Consider the following 18046-nt stretch of genomic DNA (forward strand, 5'->3'; position numbering starts at 1 on the left):
ATCCTGTCGGAAAGCATGACTCTAAAGTACTTTTCAACTTATGAGTTTTTGTTAGCTATACTCTGTATGGTGTCATTAGTGGCAGGAACACTCATTTCACCTAAAGTTTCTGGATTGAGTATTTCCTTACAAGAATCAAGAATCCTTCTTAAGGTTCTCTTTTATACTTCGCTTACTGCTTATATTGTCTGGTTTGGTGATATTCTCAGGAACCCTTCTCTACTCTTGGAGGTCATTTATGGTAATAAAGGGGCAACATATAAGGTAAGGGAAACATATGAAACAATGCCGGGAATTACGACACTTACGCAACTGTCCATTCTATATAGTTGCCTCTATGCATTGCTTCCTGATAAAGATAGAAGCCAACGTGTAATGTTATATATCTTAGTTGCGTTAACTACGTTTAGGGCATTCTTTTGGTCAGAGAGACTTGCATTGATTGAAGTTGTAATACCAATTGTCATTGTCGGTTGTCTAGCAGTAAGAAGAGGTAAGGCGCGTTGTATAGTATCACTTATGCCATTGATAGGAATTGCTGGCATATTGATTCTATTTGCACTATTTGAGTATCATAGAACTTGGGTCAATCACTATATAAACATATATGACAATTACTTTGAGTTTGTGACTTCAAGAGTTTTTTCGTACTATTACTTGGCGCTAAATAGTGGTGCCGGACTTATAAATGAATTGGGCGCTGGACAGAATACGCCATTCTATACACTACAGTCATTATATAGGCTACCCATGCTAGGGGAGCTTATATATAATTATATGGAGCCTGGTAATCCGACAAGAGATTTTTTATACAGATTTGCCGACCCTGAATTTAACAACATGAGCGGAGTTTTTACCGTTATATATGATTATGGAGCCTCAGCATTTGTTGTGTTTTTTTTGATAGGATTTCTAGCAAGAATCACGTATCGGAGTTTTATCTCAGCGGAACTTAGCTGGTTATCTTTGATGTACCCTATTTTTTTTATATCACTTATTGAGTTGCTAAGGGTTAATTACATTTTTTCTGTGAGAGTATTTCCAGTGTTTGCATTTGCATTTGCATATTGCATTTCCAAGTTTATCTTTTCAAGGGCTTCAAGGTAGGGGTTGGGTTACACTATGTCTACTTTAATAAATGGAAGATTTATTAAGCAATCAATGTCAGGAGTCCAGCGATTCGCTAACGAAGTTTCTGAAGGAATTAATGGAACGATAATAGTCCCCCCGAAGATACTCTCCTCCGGTCTTTTGGGACATTTTTGGGATAGTGTGATTCTCCCTGTAATTGCGATATCAAAAGGGAATGCTCATATTGTTAACTTATGCAATTCAGGCTCGATATTCTATAGTAACCAGTCGATTGTCCTTCACGATACTTTCTATGAAGATTATCCTGAGTGGTATTCTAGCTCGTTCTCTATGCTATACAAGTCTCTTATTCCAAGAGTGATTAAAAGTTCAAAGCACATTTATACAGTATCTCGATATTCACAAAGAAGGATTTCGGAAATATATGGTATAAATGAAGAGCACATTACTGTTCTTGGAAATGCTGTAGATACTAACAAGTTCACGCCAGTACAAGCGGTAGATGATACGGAAATTTTGAGATCAAATAATATCCCAGAAAAGTACTTGTTGTTTGTTGGTGTCACTCAGGAGAGAAAGAATATCACTCGACTTTTACAAGCGTGGAGTCAGGTTTATGATAAATGTGGGTATACTTTAGTTGTAGTTGGAGGTAGTTCGTCAAATTTTGGCTCTCCCAAAGAGCTTGAGGAACATATCAAACGGAGTGGTAACCAAGTTTTAGCATTTGGACACGCAACTGATTTAGAGTTGTCATGTTTATACAGGCATGCTCATGCGTTTTGCTTTGTTAGTTTAGCTGAGGGTTTTGGGATTCCAGTACTTGAAGCAATGGCATCTGGAACCGCTGTAATATCATCCAACTGCTCAGCAATTAAGGAAGTGGCTGATGGCGCTGCAATTTTAGTAGATCCATACTCGGTAGATGAAATTGTAAGTGCAATCGAGATGCTGTTGGTAGATGAAGAGTTGGTCAACAGCCTTGTGCAGAAGGGCCTAAAGCGGGTCAGGGACTTTAACTGGGATGATTACGCTAGAGCTGTAAATTTAAAGTTGGAGGAATCTAGTTTTGAGCAACTTTAGAGTACTTCACGTTGCTGAGACGATAACTGGTGGAATAGCAACATATTTAAAGCTAATGTCTATATGTGCTGACGAGGACAAACATCAGTCTTTTTATTTAATACCAAGCCAACAAGTTGATGAACTGAGTAACTGCCGAGAAATAATAACTCATGGAGGAGGAAGAAGCATAAAAGGTCTTATTATTCTTTTTCTGGCAGTATTCTCGACATATCGTCATCTGAAACCTGACGTGATTTATGCTCACAGTTTCTTTGCAGGCGTAGTGTGTTCTCTGTTTAAGTTAGCCAATCCAAAAGTAAAGTTCATCTACTGCCCACATGGTTGGGCTATGTTTAGGGAAAAGGGCAATTTCTATAGAAGGTTTGCAACGCTAATAGAACGCAAGATGAGTTTTATACCAGATCAAGTTGTCAATATATCACAATATGAACATGATAAGACCTCCGCTATTGGGTTTTCAAAAAATAGCATGCTTATTGAAAATTCAGTCGAAGATTTTAGCGAAAGAGAGTTAGAGCATTATCCTGACGCTATCCAAGACTTAAATGGCACCGCTGTTAATTCTTCCCATACTCCTAATTCTGAAGAGTCGATAATTAAACTGTTGTTTGTTGGGAGGCTAGATGAACAGAAGGGTATTGATATACTTTTAGATGCAATGGTGTCTCTGGATAGAAGTGATATCAATCTCAAAGTGGTCGGTGCTGGTGTCTTGAGAAACTTTAGCCACCAAGCCAATAGAGAGAACATTGAATTCTGCGGATGGCAGCCAAATAAAACAATTGATCAGTTCTATAGGTGGGCAGACGTTCTTGTTGTCCCCTCGAGGTGGGAGGGTTTTGGATTAGTTGTTCTTGAGTCTTATCGTAATGGGACTCCTGTATTGGTTAGCAATAGAGGAGCCTTGCCCGGACTCGTAGATGAAGGCATAACAGGGCACGTGTTTGACTTGAGTGTTGAATCTCTTACTGAGGCGATTTCGAGTCTAAAGAAAGGATCGTTGTCATCAATGTCACAAGATTGCAAGAAGAAGTTTGCTGAACGGTATTCTCCTGGTGACTTCGTCCGTAAACAGGCAGAGTTAATTAGGGAGTTTGATTAACTATGGAAACGAAATTGATTGTTCCGGTCATTATTGCTGGAGGCTCTGGTACCCGATTATGGCCATTGTCTCGCTCTCTTTATCCAAAGCAGTTTTTATCGCTTGAAGGTGATAGCACCATGCTGCAGTCGACTTTACAACGTCTGTCCGGCTTGGGCTGCCAGTCTCCTATCACGATATGCAATGAAGAGCATCGTTTTATCGTCTCAGAGCAACTTCGACAAGTTGGAGATATCGGCAGTGTGATGTTGGAGCCCGTCGGTCGTAACACGGCGCCAGCTGTTGCTTTGGCAGCACTCGCTGCTTTAGAGCAAGAAAATCTACAAGATGATGATCCGCTGTTGCTTGTCTTAGCCGCTGACCATGTTATCGAAGATGAAGATGCCTTCCACTGTGCGGTTGAGGCTGCAATCCCTATGGCTGAGAAGGGAGCCTTGGTGACTTTTGGTATTATGCCGAACAGTGGCCACACAGGGTACGGCTACATACAACGTGGCCAAAGGTGTGACAATGGCTTTGAGGTTAACCGTTTTGTTGAAAAGCCTGACTCTCAGACTGCTCAAATTTACGTAGATTCTGGAGAGTATTACTGGAACAGCGGTATGTTCCTGTTCCGTGCCAGCCGATATCTGGAAGAGTTGCGGGATCATCGCGGTGACATCGCCGAATCTTGCGAGAAAGCACTTAGGAACTCTATCACGGATATGGATTTTATTCGGGTTGATGGTGAAGCGTTCAATCGTTGCCCGGAAGATTCTATCGATTATGCGGTTATGGAAAAAACAAAGCATGCAGTTGTGGTTCCTCTCGACGCGGGTTGGAATGATATTGGCTCTTGGTCAGCCCTGTGGGAAGTCAGTGATAAGTGTGAAAACGGTAATGCAGTAGTCGGCGACAGCATTCTACACGATACGCGTAACTGTCATGTCCATGGTGGTGAGCGCTTAATCGCAACTGTCGGACTTGAAGATATTGTTATCGTCGATACCAAAGATGCGGTTTTGGTAGCTCACAAAGACAAGGTTCAGGATGTAAAGTCTGTTGTATCCAAGCTGAAGGCGGGTAATCGTTCAGAGTGGCAGTTACACCGAGAAGTTTACCGGCCTTGGGGTAAGTACGACTCGATTGATATGGGTCTGCGCGACCACGTCAAACGCATTACTGTCAATCCTGGCGCAAAGTTGTCTGTGCAAATGCACCATCATCGTGCCGAGCACTGGATAGTTGTTTCTGGGACGGCCCAGGTGACCAACGGCGAAGAAACCTTCCTTGTTTCCGAGAACGAGTCAACCTACATCCCAATTGGACAAGTCCATGCTTTGGAAAATCCAGGGAAGATCCCATTGGAAATGATTGAAGTACAGACAGGCTCCTACCTAGGCGAAGACGATATCGTTCGTTTCTCTGACCGTTACGGACGAGGTTCCAATGACTGAGTTAACCTGCTTTAAGGCTTATGACATTCGTGGTCAACTGGGGACTCAACTAGATGAGGACGTTGCGTACCGTATCGGTCGTGCTTTTAGCCTTTATGTTAAGCCAGAATCAGTGGTTGTGGGCGGCGATGCCCGAGAGACCAGTGAATCCCTGAAACTGGCTTTGGCAGCTGGATTGATTGACGGTGGCGCTAAGGTATTGGATATTGGAATGGCTGGTACCGAAGAGATTTACTTTGCGACTAACCATCTTGGAATTGATGGAGGCATTGAGGTTACGGCGTCGCACAATCCGATTGATTACAATGGTATGAAGCTGGTGCAAAAAGGAAGCCGTCCTATCTCAGGAGATAGTGGTCTTAATGAGATTAAAAGATTGGCAGAATGTGGAGACTGGAGCGACAGCAAACTGGATAGTCGAAGTGTCCAACGGTCAGCCAGCTACCGGGCAATCTCGGTTTTAGATGACTATGTTGAGCATTTGTTTACTTATGTAAAATCCGAAAAGCTAAAGCCTATGAAGCTGGTAATCAACTCCGGTAATGGTGCAGCTGGCCATGTCATCGATGCTATCGAGAGCCGGTTCCAAGGGCTGAAGGTTCCGGTCGAAATCATCAAAGTTCATCATGAAGCAGACCCAACATTTCCGAATGGGATCCCGAACCCGTTGTTGCCAGAGAATCGTGCTGACACGAGTAACGCTGTAATCGAGCATCAAGCCGACATGGGAATCGCGTTTGACGGTGACTTTGATCGCTGCTTTATGTTTGATGAATATGGAGAATTTATCGAAGGATATTACATCGTTGGTTTGCTCGCTGAATCCTTTCTCCAAAAATCGCCAGGCGAGAAGGTTATTCATGACCCTCGGCTAACTTGGAATACCATCGATGTCGTTAACGAAAATAGCGGCACTGCCATTATGTCTAAGACAGGACATGCTTTCATCAAAGACCGAATGCGAGCAGAAGATGCCGTTTATGGTGGTGAGATGAGTGCACACCATTACTTTCGTGACTTTGCCTACTGTGATAGCGGGATGATCCCGTGGTTGCTGGTTACTGAGCTACTTTCGGTTAAGGGACAGCCCTTGTCAGAACTAGTCAAGGGTAGAATCTCAGCATTTCCTTCATCTGGTGAGATTAATTCCACACTCGCAGACCCTCAGGGCTCAATAGAACGTGTATTCGCGGCATATAAAAATGATGCTATCTCGGTTGATATGACTGATGGTATCAGCGTAGAGTTTGCGGACTGGCGATTTAATTTGCGAAGTTCAAATACAGAGCCGGTCGTTCGTCTTAATGTTGAGGCTCGTGCTGACGCACAGTTAATGTTGAGGCGAACCGAGGAAGTATTAAAGATTTTACAAGCCTGATTATTTGGCTATATCTTCTATGTTTATAAAACTTAAGAGCGGCCTCGTCGGAGGCCATTTGGGCGAGATCATTAAAGGGGGCAGTGTTGCCCTTATTCTCAAAGTCGTTGCGGCAGGCTGTGCTTTCTTACTAAATATTGTCATTGCTAGACAACTTGGAGTTGAACAGGCTGGATACTACTTTCTGTCACTTAGCGCTATTACGCTACTGGCGACACTTGGCCTATTAGGCTTCGACAATGCACTGGTTCGTTTTATCTCATCATACAATGAGAAAGGAAATGAACATGCTATTGCACAGGTTTATACTTTAGCTTTGTCTAGGGTAATACCAGCACTTCTTGTGATTGTATCAATTGCGATTTACTTTGTTGAAGACATAGCCTTAAGTGTTTTCTCAAAACCAGAGTTGGCAGATAACTTGTGCTTGATGCTAATAGCCTCCATACCGTTGTCCATATGCTTGCTACACGGATTTGCCTTTCAGGGTAAGAAGATGGTGGCAATGTCTGTATCTTCACAGTCATTATTAGTCCCGCTAGGTTTGTTGTTAGTATTATTTTTTTTTCCATCGGTAAGTGCAGAAGGCTTGGCTTATCGTTACCTTGCCATTTCCTGCTTAGTAGCTGTTTTTGTTACGTTGTATTGGCATCGAACGTCAAGCCCAACGACAGCACGCCCTACAGTAGATGTAAAGGCCTTGATTGTACCTACCTTGCCTTCATTGTTTGTTATTGTCTTCGTTGGGCAATCACTACAATGGGGAAGCCAACTCCTTGTAGGAGCGATAGCTTCCGCACAGGATGTGGCAATCTTTGCTTCTGCTCAACGAACAGCGATGTTAACTAGCTTTATATTGATAGCGGTCAATGCTATTGCAGCACCTAAATTTGCAGCTAGTTATGAGAAGGGTGACATGGCTATGCTTAGGCAGACAGCAATACTTTCAGGCCGCTTAATGACTATTGTCGCTGTACCTGCTTTATGTGTTATGTGGTTTGGTGCCGAGTTCATCATGAGTTGGTTTGGAGATGATTTTCGCGAAGGGGCATTGGTCTTACGTATCCTCGCAGTGGGACAGTTTATAAATGTAATCACTGGCTCTGTTGGATATCTATTACAGATGACTGGAAATGAGAGGTTTCTAAGAAACAATCTCATGTTTGCTTTCATTTTTATGGTAATTGGACTGCCTCTAGCAATTCCATTGTTTGGGGTTGTTGGTGCAGCAACTGTTACATCAATATCTGTAGGCTTACAAAATTTGCTGTCGGTTTTCTTTGTTAATCGACAGCTTGGGTTTAATACGTTGCGTATTTTTAGCCGTTAGCTTCAGATGCTAGTGAGGAATTTATATGGAAATTCGCGGATATCATGTAGAGCATCGAAATTTGATGTGGCTACTTCATCGAATGTTTGACTGGTTGGCGGTACTCTTGGGCGCAGTTTTTGTTGTCGAGTTGCTTAATGATACTCATTGGGGAAATAGTCAACTCTACACTGTACTTATAATTGGTTTTCTTTTTACTGTTGTTGTCTATCCAATTGTTGGCGTTTATAGACCATGGCGGGGAGAGCCGCGTCTGAAGGAAGTCGGTAATGCTCTGGGTGCGTGGATACTATCTATGAGTTTTACCGTTGTATCGATTCAGTTTTTGGAAGTAGATCAGGCACTATATACACTCTTTATTGGTGTATGGTGTATGGTTGGTTCTGCTGTCCAAATTTGTGCGCGAATCATAGTGCGCCAATGGTTAAACTACTTACGTGGCAAGGGTCGGAATCTCCGGCATGTTATTGTTGTTGGAGATGGTCATGTTGCTGATGCGGCTATTCGACAAGTAAATAGTGCAAAGTGGACCGGATATAAATTGTCTGGGTATTTTGGCGACAATTATTTGGATACTTCGACTAAAAACTTAGGCGATTTTAATGATGTTGAGAAATACTGTCGTGACAACTCTGTTGACCAGATATGGATTGCTATGGGGCTTCATGATGCGCGTGTTGCTTCAGTATTGATTGAGCAATTGAAGTTTGTCACTGCTGACGTTCGTTACATCCCAGACTTGACAGGATTCAATCTCATCAATCACTCAGTAAGTTCTGTTGCTGGCATGCCCGTCATTAATGTATCTACTAGCCCGATGAAGGGTGTGAATCAAATTATCAAGGATATTGAAGACAAGATTATTGCGTCTATTATTCTTCTATTGATTAGCCCAGTCATGATTGGATTAGCTGTTGCTGTAAAGGTAACTTCTCCTGGGCCTATCTTTTATCGTCAGGAACGTGTTAGCTGGAATGGCAAGCCATTTGAAATGCTGAAGTTCCGCTCGATGGCGGTGGATTCTGAGGCGGACGGGGTGCAATGGGGCGGCGCGCAGTCGATGAAGGTGACGCCGATCGGCAAGTTTATCCGTGCAACCAGCCTCGATGAGTTACCTCAGTTTATCAACGTACTGAAAGGCGATATGTCCATTGTTGGGCCACGGCCAGAGCGGACAGTATTTGTCGAGCAGTTTAAGCATGAGATACCGGGTTATATGCAAAAGCATATGGTTAAAGCGGGTATTACTGGCTTGGCGCAGATAGAAGGTTGGCGTGGCGATACCGATCTGAGTAAACGGGTCGAGAGTGATTTGAACTACATCCGCAACTGGTCGTTGTGGCTGGATTTGAAGATTATCTTTTTGACTGTGTTTAAGGGATTTGTGAATAAGAATGCTTATTAAGAGCAGCGGTCAGCTTTAAGCTGTAAGCGATCAGTGAGAGCGGCGGGAGAGCAGTGGTCAGCTTTAAGCTGTAAGCGAGGAAAGCAGTTGTAAGCTTTAAGCTTTAAGCGATCAGTGAGAGCGGGAAGAGCAGTTGTAAGCTGTCAGCGATCAGTGAGAGCGGGAAGAGCAGTTGTAAGCTTTAAGCGATCAGTAGAGCGGAAGCGAGAGCAGTTGAAAGCGCTCTGTGGGTAGCAGAGACGCTTCCAACCGAGGTTGTGGCAAATGAACGTATGCGGTGAGAGGCTGGGTTCATTTGCCTTTTTCTTATAGCGACATGAATGGGTGAAGGGTTAAAAGTTCTTCGGCAGGAGCAGCGGTATGAGCAGCGATAAGCTGTCAGCTGTAAGCGATCAGTGAGAGCGGTAAGAGCAGCGGTAAGCTGTCAGCTGTAAGCGATCAGTAAGAGCAAAAAAGCGGACGGCTGTATGTGCCTTTGCATTAGCGACATAAGGCGAAGGGCGCAGCCCTTTATGGTTTTGGTTTTTGATTTTGCGCGCGCAGCGCTTATAGCCAGGCGTCAGCCGTACGGCCGTCGCGTAGCGACATAAAGCCCACGCAGTGATACAGCCGTGCCGAAGGCATATAACGCCGTCGCGTAGCGACATAAAGCCCACGCAGTGATACAGCCGTGCCGAAGGCACATAACGCCTTCGCGTAGCGACATAAAGCCCACGCAGTGATACAGCCGTACCGAAGGCATATAACGCCGTCGCGTAGCGACATAAAGCCCACGCAGTGATACAGCCGCGCGTTAGCGCATTGAGGCGTAGCCTTTTCACTTTGGTTTGTCTTTTTAGGATGTTTATGAGCAGTAATATTGTTTGGCATGACCAGAGTGTGAGTCATGAGGAGCGGCAGAAGATTAAGGGGCATAAGCCTTTGGTGTTGTGGTTTACCGGGTTGAGCGGGTCGGGTAAATCCACCATTGCTAATGCGGTAGAGCGTAAGTTGGCGGAGTTGTCTGTTCATAGTTATTTGCTGGATGGGGATAATGTTCGTCACGGTTTAAATAAGGATTTGGGTTTTAGCGATACCGACCGAATTGAGAATATTCGTCGTATCGGTGAGGTATCGAATCTGATGGCGGAGGCGGGGCTTGTTGTTTTAACCGCGTTTATTTCGCCGTTCCGGTCGGATCGTCAATTAGTGCGCGAGTTGGTGGGCGCTGAGCGGTTTGTTGAGGTGTTTATTGATACGCCGCTTGAGGTGTGTGAGCAGCGTGATCCCAAGGGGCTCTATAAGAAGGCCCGTACGGGGGAGATTAAGCATTTCACTGGCATTGATTCGGCTTATGAAGCGCCGCAGCAACCGGATATCCATGTGCAGACGGCAGAAGCGGATATTGAGACCTGTGCAGAGCGGATTGTGGAAGCTTTGAAGAGCAGTTTTAAGCTTTAAGCTGTCAGCGATCAGTAAGAGCGGGAAGAGCAGCTGTCAGCTGTCAGCTGTAAGCTTTAAGCGATCAGTAAGAGCGGGGAGAGCAGTTGTCAGCTGTAAGCTTTAAGCGATCAGTTAGAGCGGGAAGAGCAGCGGTCAGCTTTAAGCTGTCAGCGATCAGTAAGAGCGGGAAGAGCAGCGGTCAGCTTTAAGCTGTCAGCGATCAGTAAGAGCGGGAAGAGCAGCGGTCAGCTTTAAGCTTTAAGCGATCAGTAAGAGCGGGAAGAGCAGCGGCGAGCTTTAAGCTGTCAGCGATCAGTAAGAGCGGGAAGAGCAGTTGTCAGCTGTAAGCTGTCAGCGATTAGTAAGGGCAGCTGAAGGGCGCAGCCCCTTTATGGTTTTTATCTTGCGCGCGCAGCGCTTATAGCCCAGGCGTTAGCCGTACGGCCGTCGCGTAGCGACATAAAGCGAAGGGCGCAGCCCTTTACAGCCGCGCGTCAGCGCATTGAGGTCGGAGCGTTAGCGGCCGAGTTCCCATTTTTTAAGGTTTAGTAATGGCTTTTTTTGATGTGTTTAACGGTGATGCGGATGGCATCATCGCGTTATTGCAGTTGCGTTTGGCTGAGCCGAGGGATTCGGTGTTGGTGACGGGCGTGAAGCGGGATATTCAGTTGTTGGATCGGGTGGAGGCCGGGGCCGGTGATGAGGTGACGGTGCTGGATATCTCGATGGAGAAAAACCAGCAGGGGTTGCGGCGGTTGTTGGCGGCGGGGGCGAAGGTGCGCTATGTCGATCATCATCGTAGCGGCGATATTCCTGAGTCGGATAATTTGCGGGCGACGATTGATCTTAACCCCAACACTTGCACCAGTGTGTTGGTGGATAAGGCGCTGCGGGGCAAGTATCGCCATTGGGCCATTACGGCGGCGTTTGGTGACAATATGCTGGCGACGGCGGAGAAGTTGGCGGCGAAGACGCAGTTGACCGTGCATGACATCGAGCAGTTGCAGGAGTTTGGTACGCTGATCAACTACAACGGGTATGGCCGTTCGGTGGACGATTTGCATTTTCCGCCGGAGGATTTGTATAAGGCGTTGCTGCCTTATACAAATCCCCTCGATGCCATCAATGATGCGGGTTCGCCGTTTGATGTGCTCAAGGGCGCTTATGACTATGACATGGCGCAGGCCAGAGCGGTGCAGCCGGAGCTGAGTGACGAGGTGTGCGCGTTGTACCTGTTGCCCAATGCGGCGTGGGCGCGGCGGGTCAGCGGCTCGCTGGGCAATGCGTTAGCCTATCGGGCGCCGGACCGAGCCCACGCTGTGCTGACCTTGAATGAGGATATGACCTACACCGTCAGTGTGCGGGCGCCTATCCACAATAAACAGGGGGCGGATGTGGTGTGCAGCGGCTTTGCCACCGGCGGCGGCCGGGCGGCGGCGGCGGGCATTAATGCATTGCCTGCGGACAAGATTGAGGCGCTCTATCGGGCGCTGAGTGATTATTATCGTCAGTTTTAAGTAACAGGGGCCGTTTGTGCGTTATTCGCCAGAGGGTTTGCGTGAGTTATATTCGCTGTTAGTATCACGGCGATGGAATTCAGATGCCCCGATCGACTCGGTCGTGGGCATTTTTTTAGTATCTTTCGGACCCAGTACCGAAACGAATAAAATGACGATTCAGGATGAACATTTATAAAAAGTTATTAGCGGCCACCTCTCTAGTGGTTTTGTCAGGCTGCACTTTGGTGCCTGGCAGTCATGTTTCCGGGCCTTATAGCGAGACGGTTGATCTGTCCGAGCCTGAGCTTGAGCAGGTTGAGATCCAGATGATCACCCCTGCATTGATCCGTACGCATGCGCTGGATCAGGTGCATAGCGTATTAAATCCCCAACTCGATGCCGATATCGCTGCTTACGATTATGTCGTGGGTAAGGGCGATGTGCTCAATGTGACCGTGTGGGATCATCCTGAGCTCACCATTCCCGCGGGCTCGTTTCGAAGCGCTCAGGACGCCGGCAACTGGGTGCACAATGATGGCACCATCTTCTATCCCTATGTCGGCAAGGTGAGCGTGGCGGGCCTGACGGTGACGGAGATCCGCGAGATCCTAAGTCAGCGCCTGGAGAAGTACATTGAGAAGCCGCAGGTCGATGTGTCGGTGGCGGCGTTTCGCAGTCAGCGGGTGTATATGACCGGTGAGGTGAATACGCCGGGCCAGTTGCCGGTGACGAATGTGCCGCTGACGCTGCTGGATGCATTAAACCTATCTCAGGGCTTGGCCGAGCACGCCGATTGGGAAAACGTGACGTTGACCCGCAATGGTGAGGCCCGTTTGCTGTCGCTGCGTAATTTGTATGAAAACGGCGATATCAGCCAAAACATGCTGCTCAAGCACAACGATGTGGTGCATGTGCCACGCAACGATGGCATGCGGGTGTTTGTTATGGGTGAGGTGGCCGATGCCACGGCGGTGACCTTTAACCGCAATGGCATGACGCTGGCGGAGGCGCTGACGGAGGCGGGCGGCATCAACGAGGGGCAGGCGGATGCCAATGGCATTTTTGTGTTGCGCTTGAATCGTGAGGATGACGGTCGTCTGGCGGATATCTATCAGTTGCACGCCAAGGATGCGTCGGCCTTTATTCTGGCGGACCAGTTTGTGCTTGAGCCGCGGGACGTTGTGTATGTGACGGCGGCGCCGGTGGCGCGCTGGAACCGTATTATCCAGCAATTGTTGCCAACGGTGCAGGGCTTGTACTGGTTGGGTCGCAGCTACGACGACTTGGATATTTAATGCAGTTTCAGAATATTTTGGTGGTTTGCATCGGCAATATTTGCCGCAGCCCAACCGCAGAGTTGTTGCTTAAGGCCCGATTGCCGGGCAAGCAGGTCCACTCTGCGGGGCTCGGTGCGCTGGTGGATAAGCCGATGGATGCGAAGGCGCTGGCGGTGGCGGCGGCGCACGGCTTGGACGGTGCGGCACACAGTGCGCGCCAGTTGACCCGAGAGCTGGCGCAGCAGGCGGATCTGATCCTGGTGATGGAGCAGTCTCATCTCAAAGGGGTTTGCCAGTTGGCGCCGGAGGCGCGGGGCAAGACTTACCTGCTGGACAAGTGGAGCGGGGGCGCAGATATCCCCGATCCGTACCGGCAGAGCCAAGAAGCCTTTGACCATGTTTTTTCCATGATGGAGCGTGCAGCTGCCGGATGGATCAGAGTGTTAGGGCAGTAGCCTGGGAATGACAATGACACAAAGTTTAGAGTTAAAAACACGCGCCATGGCGGCGAGTGATGATATTGATCTGGGTAAGCTGTTTGCGACCCTGGCTGATGGCAAGAAATGGATTGTTTTAGGCACGGTACTGGCGACCTGTCTTGGCGTTGCAGCTGCGCTGCTGGCGACGCCGGTCTACCGCGCGGATGCGTTGGTGCAGGTGGAGGAGAAGTCGACCGGGATCCCGGGGTTGGAGGGGGTGAGCGACCTGTTTGCCAGTGAGTCTTCCTCTAAGACGGAGATTGAGCTTATTCGTTCTCGCCGGGTACTGGGCAGTACGGTGGATGAGCTGGATTTGTCGTTGTTGATTGAGCCTAAGCGCTTCCCGCTATTGGGTGGCTTTATGGCACGGCGCTATGCCGAAACGACGCCAGCGGGCGCATGGCTGTCTGCTCGCTACAACTGGGGCGGTGAGCGCATTGAGATAGGCCAGCTGCTGGTACCGGACAGTTTGCAAGGTGAGGTGTTGACGCTGGAGGTCGGTGCGGGTGAGACTTACCGTCTGTATGGCCCGGCCGATGAACTGTTGTTGCAAGGTGTGGTGGGTGAGCGCGCGATGCGCGGTGAGGTGAGCTTGCTGGTGCAGGCGCTGGACACCCATGTCGGCGCGCACATCGAGCTGGTCAAGCAGCCGCGTTTTGTTGCGATTCAGGATCTGTCTTTGGCCCTTGGGATCAGCGAGCGTGGCAAGGATTCGGGCATTTTGTCGCTGACTATGACCGGGGAAGATCCACAGCAGATCGCCGAGACGTTGGACAGCGTGGCGAATTTCTACTTTTTGCAGAACGTGAAGCGCATGGCGGCGCAGGCCGAGCAGTCGCTGGAGTTTTTGCAGCGTCAGTTGCCGGACGTTAAAGCCGATCTGGACATTGCGGAGCAGGCGCTCAATCGCTATCAGTTGCAGGTTCAGTCGGTGGATGTGTCGCTGGAGACCGAAGGGGTGTTGAAGCAGCTGGTGGATATCGAAGCCAAGCTGTCTGAGGTGCAGTTTAAGGAAGCGGAGATGAACCGCCTCTATACTGCTGAGCACCCAAGCTATAAGGCGCTGCAGGAGCAGAAGCAGAGTTTGTTGGTGCGTCGGGCTGAGCTGCTCAATGTGGTGGAGTCGTTGCCGGAGACGCAGCAGGAAATTTTACGTTTACGTCGCGATGTGGAGGTGAATCAGCAGATCTACCTGTCATTGCTCAACCACATGCAGGAGCTTTCGATTATGAAGGCCGGCACCGTGGGCAATGTGCGCATCGTCGATACGGCGGAGAGCGATCCTAAGCCGGTGAAGCCGAAGAAGGCGTTGATCGTCGCGGTGGCTTTGGTGCTTGGCGGCGTATTGAGCGTGGGTTTTGTTTTGGTGCGTGCGGCGATGAACCGCGGTATCGAATCGCCGGAAGAGCTTGAGGAAGCGGGGCTGGTGGTTTATGCCTCGGTGCCGGTGAGTGACGAACTGAGTAAGATCGAGAAGGAGCAGCGCAAGCTGGACCTGGACAGTAAGCTCAATCAGGGCCATTCGCTGCTGGCGATCCACCGGCCTGCTGACTTGGCCATTGAGGCGTTGCGAGGGCTACGTACCAGTTTGCACTTCGCCATGCTTGAGGCGAAAAATAATATTGTGGTGGTGTCGGGCTCGGCGCCAAACCTAGGTAAGAGTTTTGTTTCCGCCAACTTGGCGACAGTGATGGCGCTGGCTGGGCAGCGGGTGCTGTTGATCGATTGTGATATGCGTAAGGGCTACCTGCAACGTACCTTTGGCTTGAACTGGGACGACGGTTTGTCGGATTACCTGGCCGGTCAGGTCTCCATGGAGAAGGCGGTTCGCACTTCGGTGCAGGAAAATCTGGATCTGATCCCCCGTGGGACTTTGCCGCCGAATCCGGCGGAGCTGATCATGCATCCGCGCTTTAAGGCGCTGTTGGATTGGGCCAGCGAGGAGTACGATTTTGTCGTTATCGACACGCCGCCGATTCTGGCGGTGACCGATGCGGCGCTGGTGGCTCGCCATGCGGGCACGACCATGATGATTGCCCGCCATATGATGACGCCGCTCAAGGAAGTGGAGTATGCCTGTCAGCGTTTTGCCACTAATGGGGTGCAGGTGAATGGTGTGATCCTCAATGCGCTGGAGAAGCGTTCTGGGGGTTATGGCAGTTACGGTTATTACCATTATGAATATGGGACGCAGGCGCCGAAGTAAGCGTGCTGGAGAGCAGCTGTCAGCTGTCAGCTGACAGCGGTAAGCGGTAAGCGGTAAGCTTTAAGCGATCAGTAAGAGCGGATGCCCCTGCAGGGCAGCTTTATGCGCTGCGCGCGGCTGTAACGGTTGCGCCGGGGGAGAGCAGCTTTAAGCTTTAAGTTGATCAGCGATCAGTAAGAGCAAATGCCCCGGTGGGGCGGCTTTATGCGCTGCGCCGGGGAAAGGCGCAAGAGCGGGAAGAGCAGCTTTAAGCTGTCAGCGATCAGTAAGAGCGGATGCCCCGGTGGGGCGGCTGTAACGGCTGCGCCGGGGAAAGGCGCTAGAGCAAGAGCGTGTTTGTTTTTTTGCGCGCGCAGCGCTTATTGCCTGGCGTTAGCCGTATGGCCGTCGCGTAGCGACATAAAGCCCACGCAGTGATACAGCCGTGCCGAAGGCACATAACGCCGTCGCGTAGCGACATAAAGCCCACGAAGTCATACAGCCGTGCCGAAGGCACATAACGCCGTCGCGCAGCGACATAAGGCTGTCATGTTAAAGATATAAATCCGCGGGAAGCGATTATATAAAAGGGATCTTGTTTTGTATGATGTATGAATTCCTTCAGCCGTATTATGTGGCTGGCTTGACGGTGCTGTTGTTTGCATTGTTGGCTTTGACACGACTACGGCCATCTTGGATATTTTCTGGTGGTGTCTTATTACTCTATTTACCTGGTTTTATTAGTCCGGAAAGGCTGTTGGAACACAGTGTCAATATGGCATTGATCTCTCTATTGCTATTGATGATCGCTTCGGTGGCATTAGAGCGCACTCGAATATTGAATTGGGTGAGTCGACAGATATTTCGTACCGGATATCGGGTGACGTTATTAAGAATGGGCGCGCTGGTTTCTATTAGTTCGGCTTTTTTGAATAATTCAGCGGTGGTGGCGTCTTTGATCGGCGTGGTTCGTCGCAGTCCGGATTTTCCGGCACAACGTTTGTTGATCCCACTTTCTTACTTTGCCATTTTTGGCGGCACCTTGACCCTGATCGGCACCTCGACCAATTTGGTGGTGAACAGTTTTCTGTTAGAGCGTGGCTTGCCGGGGTTTGATTTCTTTGCCTTCCTGCCGGTTGGATTGGCTGTGGTGTTTATCTGCGGCGGTTTGGTGGTGCTATTGAGCTTTTTGCTGCCGACGGCGCGGGTGACGGAAGGGAAGAGTGCTGAGTATTTCCTCGACGCTAAGGTGGCGGCCAACAGTCCGCTTATCGGTAAGTCTGTGATGGAAAATGGGCTGCGTTCGTTGGAAGGGCTGTTTCTGGTGGAGATCGTCCGGAAGAAGCAACTTATCTCGCCGGTGGCGCCTCAGATGAAGATCGAAGCGGGTGATCGGATGATTTTTTCCGGTGATGTCGCGCATGCCAGTGAGATCTTGAGTCTGCCGGGGGTTGAGATGTTCGCGCACAGCAATGGTTTGTTGAGCTCGAATCTGAATGAGGTGCTGCTGTCACCGTCCTCTTCTATCGTCGGACGCACGTTAAAAAGCGTGGATTTTCGTTCTCGCTTTGATGCTGCGGTGGTGGCGATTGGACGTGGCGGGGAAAACCTCTCTGGCAAGCTGGGGGACATTAAGCTGCTGGCGGGTGATCGCCTAGTACTGGCTGTCGGGCCGGATTTTGAGAAGCGGCGTAACCTGAGCCGTAACTTCTTTTTCTTGAGCGATACCGAGGTACAGCAAAAGCTTAAACCGGTGCAGGAGTGGTCTGCCATTGTGGGCTTTGGCCTGCTTGTGTCGCTGGCGGCCGCTAAGGTTATGTCGCTGTTTACCGGATTGCTGCTCTATTTGGCGGTCATGGTGATCTTGAAGGTGTTGCGGCCTGCGGAGATCCGCCGGCGGATCCCGTTTGATATCTGGATAGTGATCATCGGTGCCTTGTGTCTGGCGGACAGTTTCCAAAGCTCGGGTTTGGCGCAGATGATCTCCAGCCAGATCTTCGCTTCGCTGGGGACGGGGAACCATATTGCGGCGCTGGCGGTGATCTTCTTATTGACGCTCGCGATGACGGAGGTGGTTACCAATAATGCCGCGGCGGCGCTCTCCTTCCCCTTGGCCCTGGCGGTAGCCGAGAGCTTTGGGGTGAATTATATGCCGTTTGTGATGGCGGTTGCCTTTGGTGCTTCTGCCAGCTTTTTATCCCCTATCGGCTACCAAACCAATCTGATGGTGATGAACGCGGGTAATTACCATCTGAGCCATTTCTTTAAGATCGGTTTGCCTGTCTCTGTGGTGTATTCGTCGGTGGTGTTGTTTTTGATCCCGCAGTTTTTCTATTTCTAAGGTGGTAATTACAT

Annotated in this window: 13 protein-coding genes; all 13 read left to right on the forward strand. The window is 49.1% G+C overall.

The window, feature by feature from the left end:
- Positions 1 to 78: 78 nt before the first annotated feature.
- Positions 79 to 1107, forward strand: coding sequence for a hypothetical protein (locus tag ABEA08_RS02670; protein WP_345333068.1), 1029 nt, complete (start codon positions 79 to 81; stop codon positions 1105 to 1107).
- A gap of 15 nt (positions 1108 to 1122) precedes the next feature.
- Positions 1123 to 2175 carry a glycosyltransferase family 4 protein gene (locus tag ABEA08_RS02675; protein ID WP_345333070.1) on the forward strand — a complete coding sequence of 351 codons (1053 nt, stop codon included), beginning with the start codon at positions 1123 to 1125 and terminating at the stop codon, positions 2173 to 2175.
- The gene (locus tag ABEA08_RS02680; RefSeq protein ID WP_345333072.1) at positions 2162 to 3280 is read left to right on the forward strand and encodes a glycosyltransferase; all 1119 of its coding nucleotides are present in this window, start codon (positions 2162 to 2164) and stop codon (positions 3278 to 3280) included. The genes ABEA08_RS02675 and ABEA08_RS02680 overlap by 14 nt, the downstream gene beginning before the upstream one ends.
- A 2-nt stretch (positions 3281 to 3282) precedes the next feature.
- Complete coding sequence (locus ABEA08_RS02685) at positions 3283 to 4716, forward strand: mannose-1-phosphate guanylyltransferase/mannose-6-phosphate isomerase (RefSeq protein ID WP_345333074.1); 1434 nt, start codon at positions 3283 to 3285, stop codon at positions 4714 to 4716.
- A complete protein-coding gene (locus ABEA08_RS02690; RefSeq protein WP_345333076.1) occupies positions 4709 to 6094 on the forward strand; it encodes a phosphohexomutase domain-containing protein in 1386 nt (461 codons plus the stop codon). Before ABEA08_RS02685 ends, ABEA08_RS02690 begins: the two co-directional genes overlap by 8 nt.
- Positions 6095 to 6152: 58 nt before the next feature.
- Positions 6153 to 7424: an oligosaccharide flippase family protein gene (locus ABEA08_RS02695; protein ID WP_345333078.1), complete on the forward strand. Its 1272-nt coding sequence runs from the start codon at positions 6153 to 6155 to the stop codon at positions 7422 to 7424.
- Between the two features lie 25 nt (positions 7425 to 7449).
- Positions 7450 to 8829, forward strand: a complete 1380-nt coding sequence (locus tag ABEA08_RS02700) for an undecaprenyl-phosphate glucose phosphotransferase (RefSeq protein ID WP_345333080.1) — start codon at positions 7450 to 7452, stop codon at positions 8827 to 8829.
- Between the two features lie 846 nt (positions 8830 to 9675).
- Entirely contained in the window at positions 9676 to 10269 is a 594-nt protein-coding gene (gene cysC, locus ABEA08_RS02705) for an adenylyl-sulfate kinase (protein WP_345333082.1), read from the forward strand.
- 533 nt (positions 10270 to 10802) lie between these two features.
- A complete protein-coding gene (locus ABEA08_RS02710; protein WP_345333084.1) occupies positions 10803 to 11768 on the forward strand; it encodes a DHH family phosphoesterase in 966 nt (321 codons plus the stop codon).
- A 164-nt stretch (positions 11769 to 11932) separates the two neighbouring features.
- Entirely contained in the window at positions 11933 to 13045 is a 1113-nt protein-coding gene (locus ABEA08_RS02715) for a polysaccharide export protein (RefSeq protein ID WP_345333086.1), read from the forward strand.
- The gene (locus ABEA08_RS02720; RefSeq protein ID WP_345333088.1) at positions 13045 to 13482 is read left to right on the forward strand and encodes a low molecular weight protein-tyrosine-phosphatase; all 438 of its coding nucleotides are present in this window, start codon (positions 13045 to 13047) and stop codon (positions 13480 to 13482) included. The genes ABEA08_RS02715 and ABEA08_RS02720 overlap by 1 nt, the downstream gene beginning before the upstream one ends.
- A 13-nt stretch (positions 13483 to 13495) precedes the next feature.
- Entirely contained in the window at positions 13496 to 15712 is a 2217-nt protein-coding gene (locus ABEA08_RS02725) for a polysaccharide biosynthesis tyrosine autokinase (RefSeq protein ID WP_345333090.1), read from the forward strand.
- 586 nt (positions 15713 to 16298) lie between these two features.
- Positions 16299 to 18032 (forward strand): SLC13 family permease, encoded by a 1734-nt coding sequence (locus ABEA08_RS02730; protein ID WP_345333303.1) that lies wholly within the window; start codon positions 16299 to 16301, stop codon positions 18030 to 18032.
- Positions 18033 to 18046 lie beyond the last annotated feature (14 nt).

This window comes from Ferrimonas pelagia (genome assembly GCF_039543565.1).
In the GTDB taxonomy this organism is placed as follows: domain Bacteria; phylum Pseudomonadota; class Gammaproteobacteria; order Enterobacterales; family Shewanellaceae; genus Ferrimonas; species Ferrimonas pelagia.